This is a genomic window from Bradyrhizobium sp. 195, assembly GCF_023101665.1.
In the GTDB taxonomy this organism is placed as follows: Bacteria; Pseudomonadota; Alphaproteobacteria; order Rhizobiales; family Xanthobacteraceae; genus Bradyrhizobium.
Map to the genome: position 1 here is coordinate 180,918 of NZ_CP082161.1, position 16,197 is coordinate 197,114.

Sequence of the window (16,197 nt, forward strand, 5' to 3'; positions counted from 1 at the left end):
GATCGCCCTGGGAGTAACGCCATGACACCGACCGCCGCCGCACGCGCCACGCAAGCCACCGCCACCCTGCGCGACCGGTTGAAGGACCCTTCGCTGCTGAAGGAAGCCTGCTACATCGACGGCGCCTGGGTCGGCACCCCGGTCTTCGCCGTCAACAATCCTGCGAGCGGCGTCGAGCTCGCCAAAGTTCCGCAGCTTGGTGCTGATGATGCGACCAAGGCGGTTGAAGCCGCCGAGCGCGCCTTTCCGGCCTGGGCCAAGCACACCGCCAAGCAGCGCTCCAACATCCTGCGCAAATGGTTCGAGCTGATCACAGCCAATCGCGAAGATCTCGCGCTGATCCTCACCTCCGAGCAGGGCAAGCCGCTTTCGGAAGCGCTTGGCGAGGTCGACATCGGCGCCGCCTATATCGAGTTCTTCGCCGAGGAAGCGAGGCGCGTCTATGGCGAGACCATTCCCACCCAGCGGCCCGATGCGCGGCTGCTCGCGATCAAGCAGCCGATCGGTGTCTGTGGTGCGATCACGCCGTGGAATTTCCCGAACTCCATGATCACGCGAAAAGTGTCCCCGGCGCTCGCCGCCGGCTGCACCGTGGTGCTGAAGCCTGCCAACGAAACGCCGCTGTCGGCGCTGGCGCTGGCCGTGCTCGCCGAGAAGGCCGGCATCCCCAAGGGCGTGCTCAACATCATCACGGGTGACGCGCCGCCGATCGGCAAGGTGCTGTGCGAGCATCCGGCGGTGCGCTTCGTCGGCTTCACCGGCTCGACCGCGGTCGGCAAGATCCTCTACCAGCAGGCCTCCGTCGGCGTGAAGCGGCTCGGCCTCGAGCTCGGCGGCAATGCGCCCTTCGTGGTGTTCGACGACGCCGACATCGACGCCGCGGTCGAAGGCGCCATCGTCTCGAAATACCGCAACATGGGTCAGACCTGCGTCTGCGCCAACCGCCTCTACGCCCAGGACAAGATTTACGACGAATTCGTACAGAAGCTGTCGAAGAAGGTCGCGGCGATGAAGATCGGTGACGGCACGGAAGCCGGCGTCACCCAGGGTCCGCTGATCAACCTGAAGGCGGTCGACAAGGTCGAGCGCCACATTGCGGATGCGGTGAAGCGCGGCGCCAAGATCGTGACCGGCGGCAAGCGCAGTGAGCTCGGACGCTCCTTCTTCGAGCCCACGGTGCTGGCCGACGTCAAGTCGGACTCGCTGGTGGCGCAGGAGGAAACCTTTGGTCCGCTCGCGCCGGTGATCCGCTTCAAGGACGAAGCCGACGTCATTGCGATGTGCAACGCCTCGCCGTTCGGCCTCGCCTCGTATTTCTACTCCCGTGATCTCGGCCGTGTCTGGCGCGTCGCCGAGGCGCTGGAGTCCGGCATGGTCGGCGTCAACACCGGCCTCATCACCACAGAAGTCGCGCCCTTCGGCGGCGTCAAGGAAAGCGGCCTCGGCCGTGAAGGCTCGCGTCACGGCATGGAGGAATATGTCGAGATCAAGTACGTGATGATGGCGGGGGTGTAGGCCGCAGACCGTAGCCCCCCGGATGGAGCGCAGCGCAATCCGGGGCCTCTGTCGCTTGTGGCATGATCCCGGATTGCGCTTCGCTCCATCCGGGCTACAGGCTATCGCCGCAGCACCGCAATCGTCCTATTCGCGAATGTCAGCCGCTCGGCCATCACCGACACAAAATACGTCAGCAGCTTGTGGCTGAGTGCGGGGTCTTCGCTCCGGATCGCATCGAACTGGTGCATGTTGAGCACGTAGAGCACGCTGTCGACTTCGGCCTGGATCGTCGCGCTGCGCGGGGCGTGAGACACCAGGCCCATCTCGCCGATCGTGGTGTAGCGGCCGAGGCTGCGCACGCGGGTGGTGCGGTCGTCGTCGGCAGGGACCATGATGCCGACGCGCCCTTCGAGAATGAAATGCATGGAATCGGCGGGATCGCCGGCCTGCACGATGATTTCGCCGGCCCCGACCTCAATGCGCTGGCAGCGATGGATCAGCCGGTCGGCATCGTGCTCGCTGTCGAGAATTCGCGCGAACCAGTCGTGCAGGCTGGCTTCTTCCTGGACCAGGCCCTGATGCTGCGAGATGATCTCGTTCTCGCACCATTCCAGCGCGCGATCGAGCTCGGGAATGATGGCGACGCCTTCGCCGACGAAGTCGCTGGACCGCAGCACTTTCTCGGCTGCCGCGGACAGGTGCACCAGGATCAGCTCGACGCCGAGGTCATGCGCGCTTCGCTTGATCTGGGCGAAGCTGTAGGCCGCCGACGAATCCACGCCGGTGACGAGCTTGAAATCGAACAGCAGATAGCGGCACTCCGGGCGCTCCTGCAGCAGCTGCTTGACGTGCTGGTAGAGCCGATTGGCGGAGCCGAAGAACAGGTAGCTCTGCAGGTTCAGGCCCTGGATGTTGCCGCCATGCGCCAGCAGCACCTCTTGGTCGTCGCGGGAGCGGTCGAGCGAGGAGCGATATTCCGAGCCGTCGAAGCTGTACTTGATCGCTTCCACCCGTGCCGCGCTGAACGCGAATGTCGCGCAGCCGATGATCACGCCGATCAGGATGCCCGGCACGAAGCCCCAAGTGACGATGATCGCGATGATGGCGACCAGCGAGAGATATTCGAGCTTCGACAGCCGCTTGCGCGATTCGATGATCCATCTGTGCAGCTGGTCGGCGCCGAGATAGAGCAGCAGGCCGCCGATCACGAATTTCGGGATGAAGCCGAGCAACTCGGGCGCGATCGCGAGCATCACCAGCGACAGCGCCGCGACGGTGAGGCCGGACAGGCGCCCGCGACCACCGCTGCTGTAGTTGAGGATCGAGCGGCTGATCGAGCTGCAGCCGGGATAGCCGCCGAGCAGGCCGGTCAGGATATTGGCGATGCCGGTGACGTTCAGCTCGCGCTCCAGATTGGCCTCTCGATGGACGGCGACCTCGATGCCGGTGGTGTTGAACAGCGTGCAGCATGCCGTGACGAAGATGACGGCAACGACGTTGCCGATCAGGTCAGGCACGATAAGCCAGGGATAGCGGGCGAGTTCGTCGCTGTGCCAGGGCAGCGTGAACATCGCTTGCGGCGGGGGCTGAAACGTCCAGCCCAGCGTGCGCGCCTGGTCGAACGATATGCCGGTGATCCAGAATGCCAGATGCGCCGTGAGCACGCCGCCGACCAGGATGATCGGAAGCCCGAACGGGCTGCGCGACCGGTGCCAGGTGAGATACAGCACGATTGCCATGGCGCAGGCGGCGCCCAGCTCCAGCAGTGTGGTGCCATTGGCAAAGAGCGGCAGCGTCGCGAATTGCAGCGGGTAATTGGTGATCACCCTGACGGCACCAAGAGCAATGAGAAGGCCGGTGGCGCCGAGGAAGCCGCCGACCACGGGATAGGGCACGTAGCGGATGGCGCGGCCGAGCCGCGTCAGGCCCAGTCCGCACAGCACCAGCCCCGTCAGCACCGTCGACAGCCCGAGCGTGATCAGGACCGGCGAGAGCAGCGGCGTCGAGAGGTTCGCGGTCTCGAGGCGTTCGACCAGTGAAGCCACCAGAATCCCCGTGACCGCGGCCGTCGAGCTGTCGGGCGCAGCCACCGCGAAGGGCAGGGAGCTACAGAGCGCGACGACGATGGCAAGCACCGCGGAGCTGACGAAGGTCGCGGTGATACCGTAGGAAAGATAGGACGACAGCGGACCGGCGAAGATCAGCAGCGAATAGGACAGCCCGAAGGTGACGGTCAGGATGCTGGCAGCGCTTCCGCCCAATATGTCATTCAGCGCACGCTTGAGGGCCGGATTGGCTCGGGGAGCCGAACTGTAAATAATTGCTGGATCGGTCACACCGCTGCGCTCGCTCCTGAAAAATGCCGTCTGAGACGTAGACGACCATGGACTTAGCGCAACAGGATTCTTGGTACTATGAAATATCCGACAGTCTTGCGGTGAGGATCCCCGTTCACGACGTGTGAATGATCAACCATATGGCTGAGGGAAAAGCCCGAAAGCTCACACCCATCACTGTCATTCCCCGCGAAGGCGGGGAATCCAGTACGCCGCTGCCTCTCGGTTCAATCACTACTGTCTCTGGAATACTGGATCGCCCGGACAAGTGTTTAGTCCGGAGACATGGCTGACACCTGTTCGGACACATCACTGACAGGTTGGCCATTGGTCAAGTCGATCGATGCGACCTGCCAGCTGGCGAAGAAGATGCCGTAATGGCCATCGCGGTCCAGCGGCCGGATGGCGAGGCGCTCGCGGGCGAAGGCCTGGGGAACCTTCCAGAAGCGCCCCTTGAAGGAGATGTAGGGTCTTGTCGATGAGACTCTGCGCACGATCTCACCGCTGTCGTATTCGACGATCGGAACGCGAGCCGGCATGGCACGGGTGCTCGGCCGGAAGCGATCGGCGGGGACGTGCATATCGAGGCCCTGGTGGGGACGTTCCAGATTGTAGACTGGCCGCCAGGCGTCGAAGGCGCGCTGGACCTCCGGCAGAGTGCGGAAGCGACGCATGGCAAGAACCTCGGCCTTCAGGGTGCGATGGAAGCGTTCGTTCTTGCCGCGCGCCTGCGGGTGACAGGGCCTGGCATGCACCACCCTGACACCGAGCTTGAGCAGCCACACCTTCAGCCCGGTCCAACGAACACCTGACGTATCGCCCCACGGTGAGCCGTTGTCGGTGTAGAAAGCCTCCGGCAGGCCGTAGCAGCGGAACGTCGTCGTCAGATGATCCTGCACGGTAAGACGCTGCTCGTCGGCGCAGGCCTTCAGGCACAGGACATAGCGCGAGTGATCGTCGACAATTGTCAGCGGATGACATCGCGTCCCGTTGGCGAGCGGCAGGTGTCCCTTGAAGTCCATCTGCCACAGCAGGTTAGGAGCTTCCTTCTCGAAGCGATGCCCGGATTGGGCGGTGCATTCTCGCTTGGCTTGACCCGACCGTGCCGACACAGGATCTGGTGCACCGTTGACGGCACGGGCACCGTCTGCCCGCGCCGCTTCAGGCAGTGAGCGATCTTCCGCGCTCCCCAAGCCGGATGCTTGTCCCGCACGGCCAGAACCTGTGCCTCGACCGCAGCCTCACTGCGCTTGGGCATCGCATGCGGGCAACGGCAGCGGTCGGCCAGCTCTCGATCGCCAGCCTGCCAGCGCCGCAGCCATTTGTAGCCCACGTCAGGGCTGATGTTGAACCGTCGGCACAACTCGCGCCGATTGGCGCCCTCCTGCAAAGCCAGCCGCACGAACTCGTGACGCTGATCCATTGCTGACACCTCACTCCAGGGCATGGACGGCCTCCCGAATCGGACCAATCCAGCCAATGTTGATGTGTCAGCTATGTCTCCGAACACCCGTCAGTGATCTGTCCGGGCTAAACAACAAGCCGGGCGATGACAGTTGAGAGTGTGACGGAGCTTCGCCCAACCCGTCATTGCGAGCGTAGCGAAGCAATCCAGAAGTGCGCGCGCCGAAGCAGTCTGGATTGCTTCGTCGCAGTGCTCCTCGCAATGACGGAGCGAAAGGCGACGATGGAGCTAGATCTTAAGCTCTTCCCCCGTCACCCGCCGATACGCTTCCAGGTACCGCTTGCTGGTTGCGTCCACTACGCTCGCCGGCAGCGGGGGCGGCGGGGCGTCGCCGTTCCAGCGGCCGGCACGGCGCTCGACGTCGAGATAGTCGCGCAAGGGTTGCTTGTCGAAGCTCGCCTGAGGTTGGCCGGGCGTGTAGGCGCTGGCTGCCCAGAAGCGCGAGGAATCCGGCGTCATCACCTCGTCGATCAGGATGATGCGGCCGTCCTTGTCACGGCCGAACTCGAACTTGGTGTCGGCGATGATGATGCCCTGCTCGCGGGCCAGCTCCTCGCCGAGCGTGTAGATCGCGCGCGTCATGCTCTCCAGCGTGTAGGCGACCTCGTCGCCGACCACCGTGCGCATCGTCGCGACGGTGATGTTCTCGTCATGGCCGCTCTCGGCCTTGGTTGCCGGGCTGAAGATGGCAGGCTCGAGCTTCTCGCTCTCGACGAGTCCGGCCTTCAGCTTTTCGCCGGCCAGCGTGCCGCTCGCGGCGTATTCCTTCCAGGCCGAGCCCGAGAGATAGCCGCGGATCACGCATTCGATCGGGAACACAGTGGTGCGCTTGCACAGCATGGCGCGGCCGAGAATCTCGGCGCGGTGTGGCTTCAAGGCCGGTACGGCCGCCAAAATCGCGTCGGTGTCGGCGCTGATCATGTGATGCGGCACCACGCCTTCGAGCTCGTTGAACCACCAGGCGCTGATTTGGGTCAGCACCGCCCCCTTCATCGGAATGGTCTCGCCCATCACGACGTCGAAGGCGCTAATGCGGTCGGTGGTGACGAGCAGCAGGCGGTCGCCGTCGACGTCGTAGATATCGCGCACCTTGCCGCGTCCGATCTTGGTCAGGGGCAGGTCGCTGGAGAGCATGCTGGTCATCGGCAAATCTTTCGCAGACAAGGCTTTCAGGCAGGACATCCGACCGCGTGAATGGCGCGGCCGGAAGCCGGAATAGCCTATTCCGGCAGCGGAATGAACTCATGTTCCTGCGGAACTGCGGCGAAGCGGCCGGTTTTCCAGTCCTGCTTGGCCTGCTCGATCCGCTCCTTGCTGGAGGAGACGAAATTCCACCAGACGTGGCGTGGCCCCTCCAGCGCATCGCCGCCGAGAAACATCATCCGCGTCGCCTTCAGCGCCTTCACGGTGATGCGGTCGCCGGGCCGGAAGATCAGCAATCGCGGTGCCTCGTAACGCTCATTGGCGATCTCGACCTCGCCGTCGACGATGTAGATCGCGCGCTCCTCATGATCAGGATCGAGCGGCACACTCGCGCCCGCGACCGCCGTGACCTCGGTGTAGAACCAGGGCGACACCATGGAAACCGGCGAGGCGATGCCGAAGGTCGAGCCCGCGATCACCCGCGCGGTAAAATCGCGCTCGGAGATCATCGGCAAATCGCCGGCCGCGTAGTGCTGGAACGACGGCGCGATCTCCTCCGATCCCGCCGGCAGCGCGATCCAGCTCTGCAGGCCGAGCATTTTCTGGCCGGAGGCACGCTGCGCATCAGGCGTACGCTCGGAATGGGCGATGCCGCGCCCGGCGGTCATCAAATTCATCGCGCCCGGCGCGATCTCCTGGACATTGCCCTCGCTGTCGCGATGCATGATCGCGCCGTCGAACAGATAGGTCACGGTGGCGAGCCCGATATGCGGATGCGGCCGCACGTCCATGCCCTTGCCGGAGACGAATTGCACCGGCCCGAAATGGTCGAAGAAGATGAACGGCCCGACCATCTGCCGCTTGCCATGCGGCAGCGCGCGCCGCACCGCGAATCCGTCACCGAGATCACGCGTGCGCGGCACGATGACGAGATCGAGCGCGTCGCAGGACATGGGATCGCCGAGCACGGGATCGTTCGAGGGTTGCCAGCTCATGGGGGACTCCTTTTTCGCTTTGTTGGAGGCGAGCCTAGCAGGAATTTGCAGCGTCGTCGCGACAAGGGCCAGGCGAGACGTCGTGTCGCAATAGCGCCACATATTCCGCTGTCATGCCCCGGCTTGACCGGGGCATCCAGTACGCCGCGGCCTCTCGATTCTATCACTGCTGTCTCGGAGTACTGGATCGCCCGGTCCTGGTGCGCAATTGCGCACTGGCCGGGCGATGACAGTCTCCGAGCCGTAGGGTGGGCAAAGCGAAGCGTGCCCACGCATCTGTTGCAATATTGACGAGGTCGTGGGCACGGCGCTAACGCGCCTTTGCCCACCCTACGATTTTGAGGTGAGCGCCGATGATCCTTGAAAAAGCCGGCACAACAACCGATGTTCGGCTGCTTTCAACCGCGACCGATCGCATCGCCCGATGACCCTTGCCGCAACCGAGCTTGCCTTTCGCGCCGCCAGCGTCGCGCTGCTGCTGGTGCTGGCTGCGTCATTGGTCGCCGATTTCCGCAACGTGCTGGCGGGGCGGCTTGGTGCGGCGCTCGCACTGGGCCTGGCCGCGCATGCGGTGAGCTACTCGGTGGATGTCACGTCGCGGGTCCCGGCATCGCATGCGCCGCTGATCGCTCTGTCGACCGGCAACATCGTGGTGTTCTGGCTGTTCACGCGTGCACTGTTCGACGACGAGTTTCGCCTCCGCTGGTGGCACGGATGGGTCTGGGCGCTGGTGACCGCGTTCAGCTTCGCAGGCTGTGTCTGGATTGCGCCCAGTGGCCACGTGCGCTTCTCGGTGACGGTGGTCAACCTGATCGTGCTCGGTTTCATCGCGCTTGCGATCGGGCAGACGATCGCCTCGTGGCCGGCCGATCTGGTCGAGCGCCGCCGTCGCGTTCGCGTCTTCATCGTCTGTGCCGGCGCGCTCTATGGCGGGGTGAATGCGCTGCTTCAGATCTCCGTCGCGGGGTCCCGCGTCGGCGAGGCCGCCGATGCGATCAATGCCGGCGTGCTCGCCTGCATCGTCGCGGCCATCGCCTACGCCATGATGCGCGTCGATGCCAGCGATCTGTTTCCGCTCGAAGCGAAGGCCGCGCCGGCGGTCGTTTTCTCTCCGCAAGCCACCGAGGACGCCGCCGACCAAAAGCTCATCGACGCGCTGATGCGGCTGATGGCGGACGAGCGGATCTATCGCCAGGAGAACATCACCATCGGTGTGCTTGCGGGACGGCTGAAGATTCCGGAATACCGGCTACGCCGTCTGATCAACCAGCGGCTCGGCTACCGCAACTTCAATGTGTTCCTGAACAACCACCGCATCGAGGAAGCCAAGGCCGCGCTGGCCGATCCCGCCCAGGCCGAGGTCCCCGTCATCACCATCGCGATGGATGCCGGCTTCCAGTCGCTCGGTCCGTTCAACCGCGCCTTCAAGGCGGTCACGGGCGTGACGCCGACGGAATATCGCCGGCTCAAGGTCAATGCGGCCTAATTTTTAAGCTGCTGTAATCACTTGAATATTCCAGAATCGATCGGCTCTTTCTGACTTCAGCCAGCTCATTTTCCAAATCCGGCGAGCCGCGCTCCGTCCGTTCCGGCTTCCTCCCGGCCTATGCCCCGTCAGGAGAAAGCCAGTGACCCGCCGCCGCCAGATCATCCTCCTCACCGCCACCATCGCCTGTGCCGGCCTCGTGCTCGGCGCCGCGCGCGGGCGCGACGCGCCCAAGGTCGCCACCGGCTTCGTCGCCGACATCCTGTGCTCGGAGACCTTTATCTCCGGCCTCGATCCGCAGCGCACCTTCGCGGAAACCACCGATGCCATGCCCGGCACGGGCCTGATCACCTGGGCCATGGATTACCGGGTCGATCGCGTCCGCAAGGACGTCACGGTGACGCTGTTCGGCCTCGGCCGCAGCCATGCCGTCTATCGCGAAGGCCTTGGTTGCACGCTGGACCACGGCGCGCCGCTCGCCGACGTCACGCTGCCGCCTGACGATAAACAGCCTGCGCTGCTGCCCGAGATCGCCGGTTCCGGAATCGTGCCGCCGCAGAGCCCCGAGCTTGTCGCCGCGCTCGACCGTGCCTTCACCGAGCCCGCCCAGCCGCCTTACCGGCGCACCCGCGCGGTGGTCGTGATGAAATCCGGCCGCGTCATCGCCGAGCGCTATGCCGATGGCATTGGACCTGAGACGCCGCTGCTCGGCTTCTCCATGACGAAATCGATGATTTCGGCGCTGGTCGGCGTGCTGGTGCGTCAGGGCAAGCTGAAGCTGGACGGACCCGCGCCGGTCGCGGCCTGGAAAAATCCCGATGATCCGCGTCACGCCATCACCGTCGATCAGCTTCTGCGCCACACTGCAGGACTTGCGCTCGGAAGCTCTCTCGAGGCCTCACTCGGCTCAGCCTTCGAGCCGGTCAACCGGATGAAGTTCATGGAAGCGGACATGGCCGCCTATGCCGGGACCATCCCGCTCGAGACCGCGCCTGGCGCTGCCTGGAATTATCACGACGGCAATATCCTCATTCTCTCGCATCTGATCCGCGATGCGACCGATGGCACGCCCGAAGGTGCGCTGCGTTTCGCGCGCCGCGAATTGTTCGCCCCGCTCGGCATGCGTCATGTCACGCTCCAGCTCGATGGCTCCGGCACGATCGAGGGATCGAGCGAGATGCTCGCATCCGCGCGCGACTGGGCGCGCTTCGGCCAGCTCTATCTCGATGACGGCGTCGCCGGCGGCAAGCGTATCCTGCCGGAAGGCTGGGTGAACTACACGGTCTCGCCGACACCGAACGCGTGGGTCGGCATCGGCGCCGGCTTCTGGACCAACCAGGGCGACAGCTTTGGCGCGAAATTTCGCGTGCAGCATGGCTGGCCGCGCGATGCGTTCTTCGCCAAGGGCACCATCGGGCAATACGCCATCGTGATTCCGTCGGAGCGGCTGGTGATCGTGCGGATGGGACGCTCGCCGAACGCCCCGCCGCAAGCGGACGGCGTGTTCGATCTCGTGCGCGACGTGGTGGCCGCAACGCGCGAGAAGGGGAAACTGGCGGGGGCGAATTGAGAGGTGTGGAGCGCCCTTTCTTCCTTCTCCCCTTGGTGGGAGAAGGTGGCGCGAAGCGCCGGATGAGGGGTATGTCTCCGCAAACTCACCTGCTGAAGCGTTTGCGACATACCCCTCACCCGGCTGCGCTTCGCGCATCCACCCTCTCCCACAAGGGGCGAGGGTGCACCGTCTGCGCGGCTAGAATCTAATTACCTTCCCAATTCCGTCGCCTGCGCCACGCGATCGAACCGCTCCAGCGTCATGATCGCGTCCGCGAATTTCTCCGCGCGCGCGTTCAGCACCGGCCGCGCCAGCGTCAGGAATTTCTGCTGCATCGCCTGCGCGTCGGGAAAGGAGGTCGGCTCACCCGAGGGATCGGCATAGAGCCGCTCATGCACGCCGTCGTCCGTCGTGATACTCACGCGTGCACCAAAAGGATGCGTGCGGCCGATTTCGAGCCGGTCGTCCTGCACCACGTCGAACTTGTCGGCGAGCGCGTCGATCGCGGCGTCGCCAAGGCGGCTGTAATCGTCCCAGCCGAATGAACCCTGGTCGAGCGCGAGCGCGCCGGTGAAGAACATCGAGAACTGGCCGCCGACGATCGAGGTCGGATGACGTTTGGTGGCGGCATCGCCGGTCAGCGTGATGCCGTTGCGGTGCAGCCCGATCTCGACGCGCTTGACCTGGTCGGGCGTCAGATTGTGCTCGCGCCGCATCGCGATCAGCGCGTCGATGGCGGCATGGGTATAGCGGCAGCTCGGATACGGCTTCACGCCGATCTTCATGGTCTCGTAGCTCTTGCCGAGCTCGGCGACCGCTTTGCCCGGATGCGCATCGTCGGTGTAGCCGGCGAGCAGGCCGTGCTTGCCTTCGACCGATTCTGTCGCGCCGACGAAATCGTTGCGTGCCAGCGTCGCGGCGATCACGCCGTTCATCGCGGCGGCGCCGACCTGGTAGCGCTTGTTCCAGGCGCCGTTGACCAGGAATTGCAGCGAGCCGGCGGCCTGGCTGCCGGAGACGCCGAAGGCGGCGACGAGCTGCTGCTCGGAGAGGCCGAACAGCTTGCCGGCGGCCGCGGCTGCGCCATAGGTGCCGGCGGTCGCGGTCGGGTGGAAGCCGCGCGCGTAATGCGAGGTCGGATCGAGCGCATTGCCGAGCCGGCAGCAGACCTCGTAACCCGCCACGATCGCGGTCAAGACATCGCGTCCGGAGGCGCCGACCATCTCGCCGACGGCGAAGGCGGCCGGAACCACCGGCGCGCTCGGATGCAGCGAGGAATCGGCGTGGGTGTCGTCGAAATCGAGGGAATGGCCGAGCGCGCCGTTGAGCAGCGCGGCCACTGCCGGCGTCCAGGTCTTGCTGTCGCCGAACACGGTGGATTCGCCCTTGGTGTCGAGTGCCAGCGCTTCCAGCATCTTCAGCATCGACGGGGTCGATTCCGCCTCGCGCCGCGCCCGGATCGCGCTGCCGAGGAAGTCCAGCGTCAGCACTTTTGCGCGATCCAGCACCTCTGCCGGAATATCCTGGTATTTCAGATTGAAGACATAGGCGGCGAGCGTTGCAGTTTCGTGGGCCATCGTGTTTCCTCGTTTTGGCGCGCAAGTTAGGCGGGCTGAATTGGCCTTTCAAGCGGCCTTGCGGCCGCGGGCATCAGCCATGCTTCTGCTCGGCCTTAAAAGGATCGGGGCGTCAACGATGGCATTCGCAGGACAGGTGTGGGAGCGGATCAGGTCGCGGCGGACGCAACTGGGGCTAGCGATCCGGGTCACGGTCGCCGCGACCGCAGCCTATGCGCTCGCCACCGCGCTGCATCTGCTGTTGCCGCTCTGGGCGGTCCTGACCTCGCTGATCGTGACCCAGATGAGCGTCGGCCGCTCGCTGAAGGCGACGCGCGACTACATGCTCGGCACCATCGGCGGCGCGATCTATGGCGGTGCCATCGCGATCCTGATCCCTTATTCCAGCGAAGCCGGGCTGTTGGGATTGCTGGTCCTCTCGGTCGCCCCGCTCGCCTTCATCGCCGCGATCAATCCGAGCCTGAGCGCTGCAACGGTCACCGCCGTGATCGTGCTGCTGGTCCCGACCATGCATCACTCCGATCCCATGACTTCGGCGATCGACCGCGTCAGCGAGGTCGCGGTCGGTGCGGTCACGGGTCTGCTCGTGTCGTTCCTGGTGCTGCCCTCGCGCGCGGTGCGGCAGATCCGCGCCAGCGCGGCAAAACTGCTCGAGCTGATCGCCGATGCCTTCGCTGAGCTGCTCGCGGGCCTGACGCGCGGCCGCGACAACGACGCGCTGCACCGGATTCAGGACGGCATCGGCACGGCCATGGTCAACCTCAACGCGATCGGCTCTGAGGCCGAGCGCGAGCGTGCCGCACGCCTGTCGAGCGGGCCGGACACCGGCCCGCTGCTGCGAACCATCCTGCGGCTGCGGCATGACGTCGTGATGATCGGCCGCGCCACCGTGGTGCCGCTGCCGGCCGACGTGCAGATGCGGCTCGCAGGACCGCTGACGGAAGTCTCGACGGTGATCGCGCGCTTCCTGCGTTCGGCCGCCGCGGCCTTGCGCGAAGGCGCCGGTGCGCCGCCGATCCATCCCGTCCACGTCGCGCTCCAGCATTATGCCGAAGCGGTCGCCGCCGTCCGTCACGATGGCCTGATCCGCGGTCAGCCCGGCGACACCGCCGAACGCTTTTTTGCGCTCGGCTTCTCGCTGGAGCAGATGCACCAGAATCTCTGCGATCTCGATCGCGTCGTTGGCGAATGGTCGGAGGCCTCGGCCGACAAATCCGCGCGCGTTGCGGAGTGAGTGCGAGCGTGTCCGTGTAAACGTCGGCCTTCGACAGCAATACGTACGTCGCGCGGCTCAGCCGTGATCGGCTTCCTCCTGAGACGCTGCACGCACCGGTTCCATCGGGTCATGCTGCTGACGCATTCTCTGTCTTAGTGGCTGCGAAGCTAAAAACACGACGTGTGGACCACCCCGGTTCTCACAACGGTTCCGTAGCCAGGGGTTGGCTCGAATCCGCAAAAGATTGGCTCAAGTTCATGAACGCTTCGGCGTTGGCTTGACCACGTTCGCGGTTCTGGAACCGGACAAAACCTAAAAAATCACAGGACTTATGATGCTATTCCGCTCGAGCGCCGCAGTTTGCGGCGCCCTGGTTGCGCTTGCCGTTTCTGTTTCCGTTGCGCGAAGTGAAACGCGTGGGGATCACTCAAGTGCCGTCGTTGATGCCGCCTCTGGCGATGCCATCGTTGGCGCGGCGTCCACGTACAATCCATTCAAGCCGGGCAAGGAGGAGGGCGGTCCGAAGACAGCCTCAGGCGAGCGTTATGATCCCTCTGCCTGGACGGGTGCCATCAAGACGAGCTTGCGCCGGAAATTTGGTGGGGTCGGATTTGGCGGGAGGCCCAAATTTGCCCTCGTCGAGGCCGTGGGCAAGAAGGTCATCGTCAAGATAAATGACGTGGGGCCGCTCAGACCTGGCCGCATCATTGACCTCAACGAGCGGACGATGCGCCATTTCGATCCGAGCATGGACCTCGGTGTGATTCCCGACGTGAGAGTTAGTCCGCTTGCAGGGGACAATTGGACCCCGGGGCCGGCTGGCTGAACACGGGCGTGTTCATCAATGTCGGCCCGCGCGAGTCATTGCGCTGGCGCCACGATTCGTCCCATCATGCTGCGGACCACGAGCTTGTGGAAGGGCACGATGAGCGCGAGGTAGGTCCGGCCAAGCAGATTATGCGTCCGCACCAGCGTGGTCGACGTGACCTGCCGGCCCGCGGCATCGCGGGTCACATCGACGACGATGCGGAAATCGAGATGAGAATCGTCGAAGCCCGCGACCAGCCGCTCCGGCGTCTCGCTCAGCACCGGAAACAGGCCGATCAGGCCATGCGGGGCCGGCGCGCCTTCGCCCGATGTTTTCAGCCCGAACGGCGTCACCAGAATGTTGCGCAGGCGCAGCAGCGCATCGATCCAGCGCGGCCCGTGCAGCACCATCCGGGTGCAGGCCTCGCGGGCATTCACTTGCGCTGCGCCGATCTCGACGCGAAACGCGTCGGCGAACTGCGCGCCTGATAGCAGCGTGTTGGCATCGACCTCGGGTGCGACTTCTCGGACGGTCCCGTTCATCCCGCCAATCTGCGCGTCAGCATCCGGAAGCGCAAGATCAGCAGCCCGGCATAGACGAACGTCCCGACCGAAAACCCGACCCAGACGCCGACCGCGCCGAGCCCGGCGTTGAAGGCCAGCACCCAGGCGATCGGAAAGGCAATGCCCCAATAGCCGATCGCCGCGAACAGCAGTGTCATCCTGGTGTCGTTGATGCCGCGCAGCGCGCCGCCCATGATGGTCTGGAGGCCGTCGGCGATGAAGAAGGTGGCGCCGACCAGCAGCAGCGTCGCGGTCAGCTCGACGGTTGCCGCGCTGGCCTCGCCGCCGCCGAAGAACAGCCGTCCGACCTGGTAGCGGCCGAGGATGATCGCAATCGTCAGCGCGGAGACCAGCGCGATGCCGAGTACGGCCGCGACCAGCCCTGCGCGTTTCACCGCGGCCGGCTCGCCCCGGCCGAAGGCGTGGCCGACGCGCACGGTCGCGGCCATGCCGATGCCGAGCGGGACCATGAACAGCACCGCCGTGACCTGCAGCGCGATCTGATGCGCGGCGAGCGCGGCGGTCGAGATCAGCCCCATCAGCAGTGCGGCCGAGGAGAACAGGCCGTATTCCATCAGCAACGAGAACGAGATCGGCGCGCCGATCGCGATGAGCTGACGCATCAAGGGCCTGTCGATCCGCCAGAGACGAGCGAGCGGGTGATAGTCCGCGAACGGCTTTCGCCATGCGGCGATTGCGAGCGCAGCGAGGAAGGTGCCGAGATTGACCAGCGTGGTCGCAAGCCCCGCGCCGAACAGGCCGAGCTTCGGCAGGCCGAACAGGCCGTGGATCAGGACATAGACCAGCGCGGCATTGGCAGGGATCGCTGCAACCGTGATCCACAGCGGCGCCTGCGGCCGGTTGACCGCGCTCATCATGCTGCGGAGTGCGATGAAGCCGAGCGCCGGCGCAATGCCCCAGGCCAGTCCGTTAAGATAGCGCTGGGCCAGCGCTGCGGAATCGCGCGTCTGCCCCAGCGCGAGCAGGATCTGCTCGCCATAGAGCGGCGAGGCCATCATCGGCAGCGAGATCAGCAGCGCGACCCACAGCCCGACGCGCAAGGAGCGGCGGATCAGCCTGACGTCGCCGGCGCCGAAGGCCTGCGCCGCGAGCGGCGATACCGCCGACATCAATCCGAGCCCGAAGGTGAAGCTGACGAAATAGACCGTATGCGCCAGCGCCGCCGCGGCCACCGAATCCTCGCCGAGCCGGCCGATCATCGCGAGATCGGTCGTGATCATCGCGATCTGCCCGAGCTGCGTCAGCATCAACGGCACGGCCAGCCGCAGCGTCTCGGCGAATTCTTGCGCGAGATGATTTGGCGGCACGCCGGCTTGCGGCTGCGATTGATGTTGGACGGTGTCGAGCATGGCGGGTGAATAGCACAGCGACACGTCGAAAACATGGCCCCGAGAATAAGACGGCGAGGGGATCTATCCGCTAGCTCGGTACAAAGGCGCACTTGCGCCGTGCCCACCATCATCAAGGATTTCGAGAGAAGTGGTGGGCACGCTGCGCTTTGCCCACCCTACAATACTGCGTCCGGGGCACGAGATTGT

The 16,197-nt window shown here is 65.0% G+C and carries 11 protein-coding genes and 1 pseudogene; 5 read left to right on the forward strand and 7 right to left on the reverse strand.

The genetic code is table 11. From position 1 onward, the window contains the following. Window positions 1–21 precede the first annotated feature (21 nt). Window positions 22–1,515, forward strand: coding sequence for an NAD-dependent succinate-semialdehyde dehydrogenase (locus IVB26_RS00885; RefSeq protein WP_247970197.1), 1,494 nt, complete (start codon window positions 22–24; stop codon window positions 1,513–1,515). A gap of 101 nt (window positions 1,516–1,616) precedes the next feature. Here IVB26_RS00885 and IVB26_RS00890 read toward each other — a convergent pair whose 3' ends face one another. From IVB26_RS00890 to IVB26_RS00905, 4 genes and pseudogenes are all read right to left on the reverse strand, one after another. Continuing rightward, window positions 1,617–3,833, reverse strand: a complete 2,217-nt coding sequence (locus IVB26_RS00890; protein ID WP_247970198.1) for a SulP family inorganic anion transporter — start codon at window positions 3,831–3,833, stop codon at window positions 1,617–1,619. A 272-nt stretch (window positions 3,834–4,105) separates the two neighbouring features. Continuing rightward, window positions 4,106–5,280: pseudogene (locus IVB26_RS00895) on the reverse strand (IS481 family transposase). 246 nt (window positions 5,281–5,526) lie between these two features. After that, window positions 5,527–6,441: a phosphoribosylaminoimidazolesuccinocarboxamide synthase gene (locus IVB26_RS00900; protein WP_247970199.1), complete on the reverse strand. Its 915-nt coding sequence runs from the start codon at window positions 6,439–6,441 to the stop codon at window positions 5,527–5,529. A 77-nt stretch (window positions 6,442–6,518) separates the two neighbouring features. Beyond that, window positions 6,519–7,436, reverse strand: a complete 918-nt coding sequence (locus tag IVB26_RS00905) for a pirin family protein (protein ID WP_247970200.1) — start codon at window positions 7,434–7,436, stop codon at window positions 6,519–6,521. Window positions 7,437–7,860: 424 nt separating this feature from the next. Between IVB26_RS00905 and IVB26_RS00910 the strand changes: the two genes are divergently transcribed. Beyond that, entirely contained in the window at window positions 7,861–8,922 is a 1,062-nt protein-coding gene (locus tag IVB26_RS00910; protein ID WP_247970201.1) for an AraC family transcriptional regulator, read from the forward strand. Between the two features lie 142 nt (window positions 8,923–9,064). Beyond that, on the forward strand, window positions 9,065–10,492 hold the full coding sequence (locus IVB26_RS00915) for a serine hydrolase domain-containing protein (RefSeq protein WP_247970202.1): 1,428 nt from the start codon (window positions 9,065–9,067) through the stop codon (window positions 10,490–10,492). Window positions 10,493–10,683: 191 nt separating this feature from the next. Here IVB26_RS00915 and IVB26_RS00920 read toward each other — a convergent pair whose 3' ends face one another. Then, the gene (locus IVB26_RS00920) at window positions 10,684–12,051 is read right to left on the reverse strand and encodes an MmgE/PrpD family protein (protein WP_247970203.1); all 1,368 of its coding nucleotides are present in this window, start codon (window positions 12,049–12,051) and stop codon (window positions 10,684–10,686) included. A gap of 118 nt (window positions 12,052–12,169) precedes the next feature. On the opposite strand from IVB26_RS00920, the gene IVB26_RS00925 reads away from it, so the two are divergent. Both IVB26_RS00925 and IVB26_RS00930 read left to right on the forward strand, forming a co-directional pair. Next, window positions 12,170–13,285, forward strand: coding sequence for an FUSC family protein (locus tag IVB26_RS00925; protein ID WP_247970204.1), 1,116 nt, complete (start codon window positions 12,170–12,172; stop codon window positions 13,283–13,285). Window positions 13,286–13,598: 313 nt separating this feature from the next. Further along, entirely contained in the window at window positions 13,599–14,093 is a 495-nt protein-coding gene (locus IVB26_RS00930; protein ID WP_247970205.1) for a septal ring lytic transglycosylase RlpA family protein, read from the forward strand. 35 nt (window positions 14,094–14,128) lie between these two features. Here the strand turns inward: IVB26_RS00930 and IVB26_RS00935 are convergent, their stop codons facing one another. Together IVB26_RS00935 and IVB26_RS00940 are read right to left on the reverse strand one after the other, a co-directional pair. Further along, a complete protein-coding gene (locus tag IVB26_RS00935; RefSeq protein ID WP_247970206.1) occupies window positions 14,129–14,617 on the reverse strand; it encodes a DUF2867 domain-containing protein in 489 nt (162 codons plus the stop codon). Next, the gene (locus tag IVB26_RS00940; RefSeq protein ID WP_247970207.1) at window positions 14,614–16,008 is read right to left on the reverse strand and encodes an MATE family efflux transporter; all 1,395 of its coding nucleotides are present in this window, start codon (window positions 16,006–16,008) and stop codon (window positions 14,614–14,616) included. The genes IVB26_RS00935 and IVB26_RS00940 overlap by 4 nt, the downstream gene beginning before the upstream one ends. Window positions 16,009–16,197 lie beyond the last annotated feature (189 nt).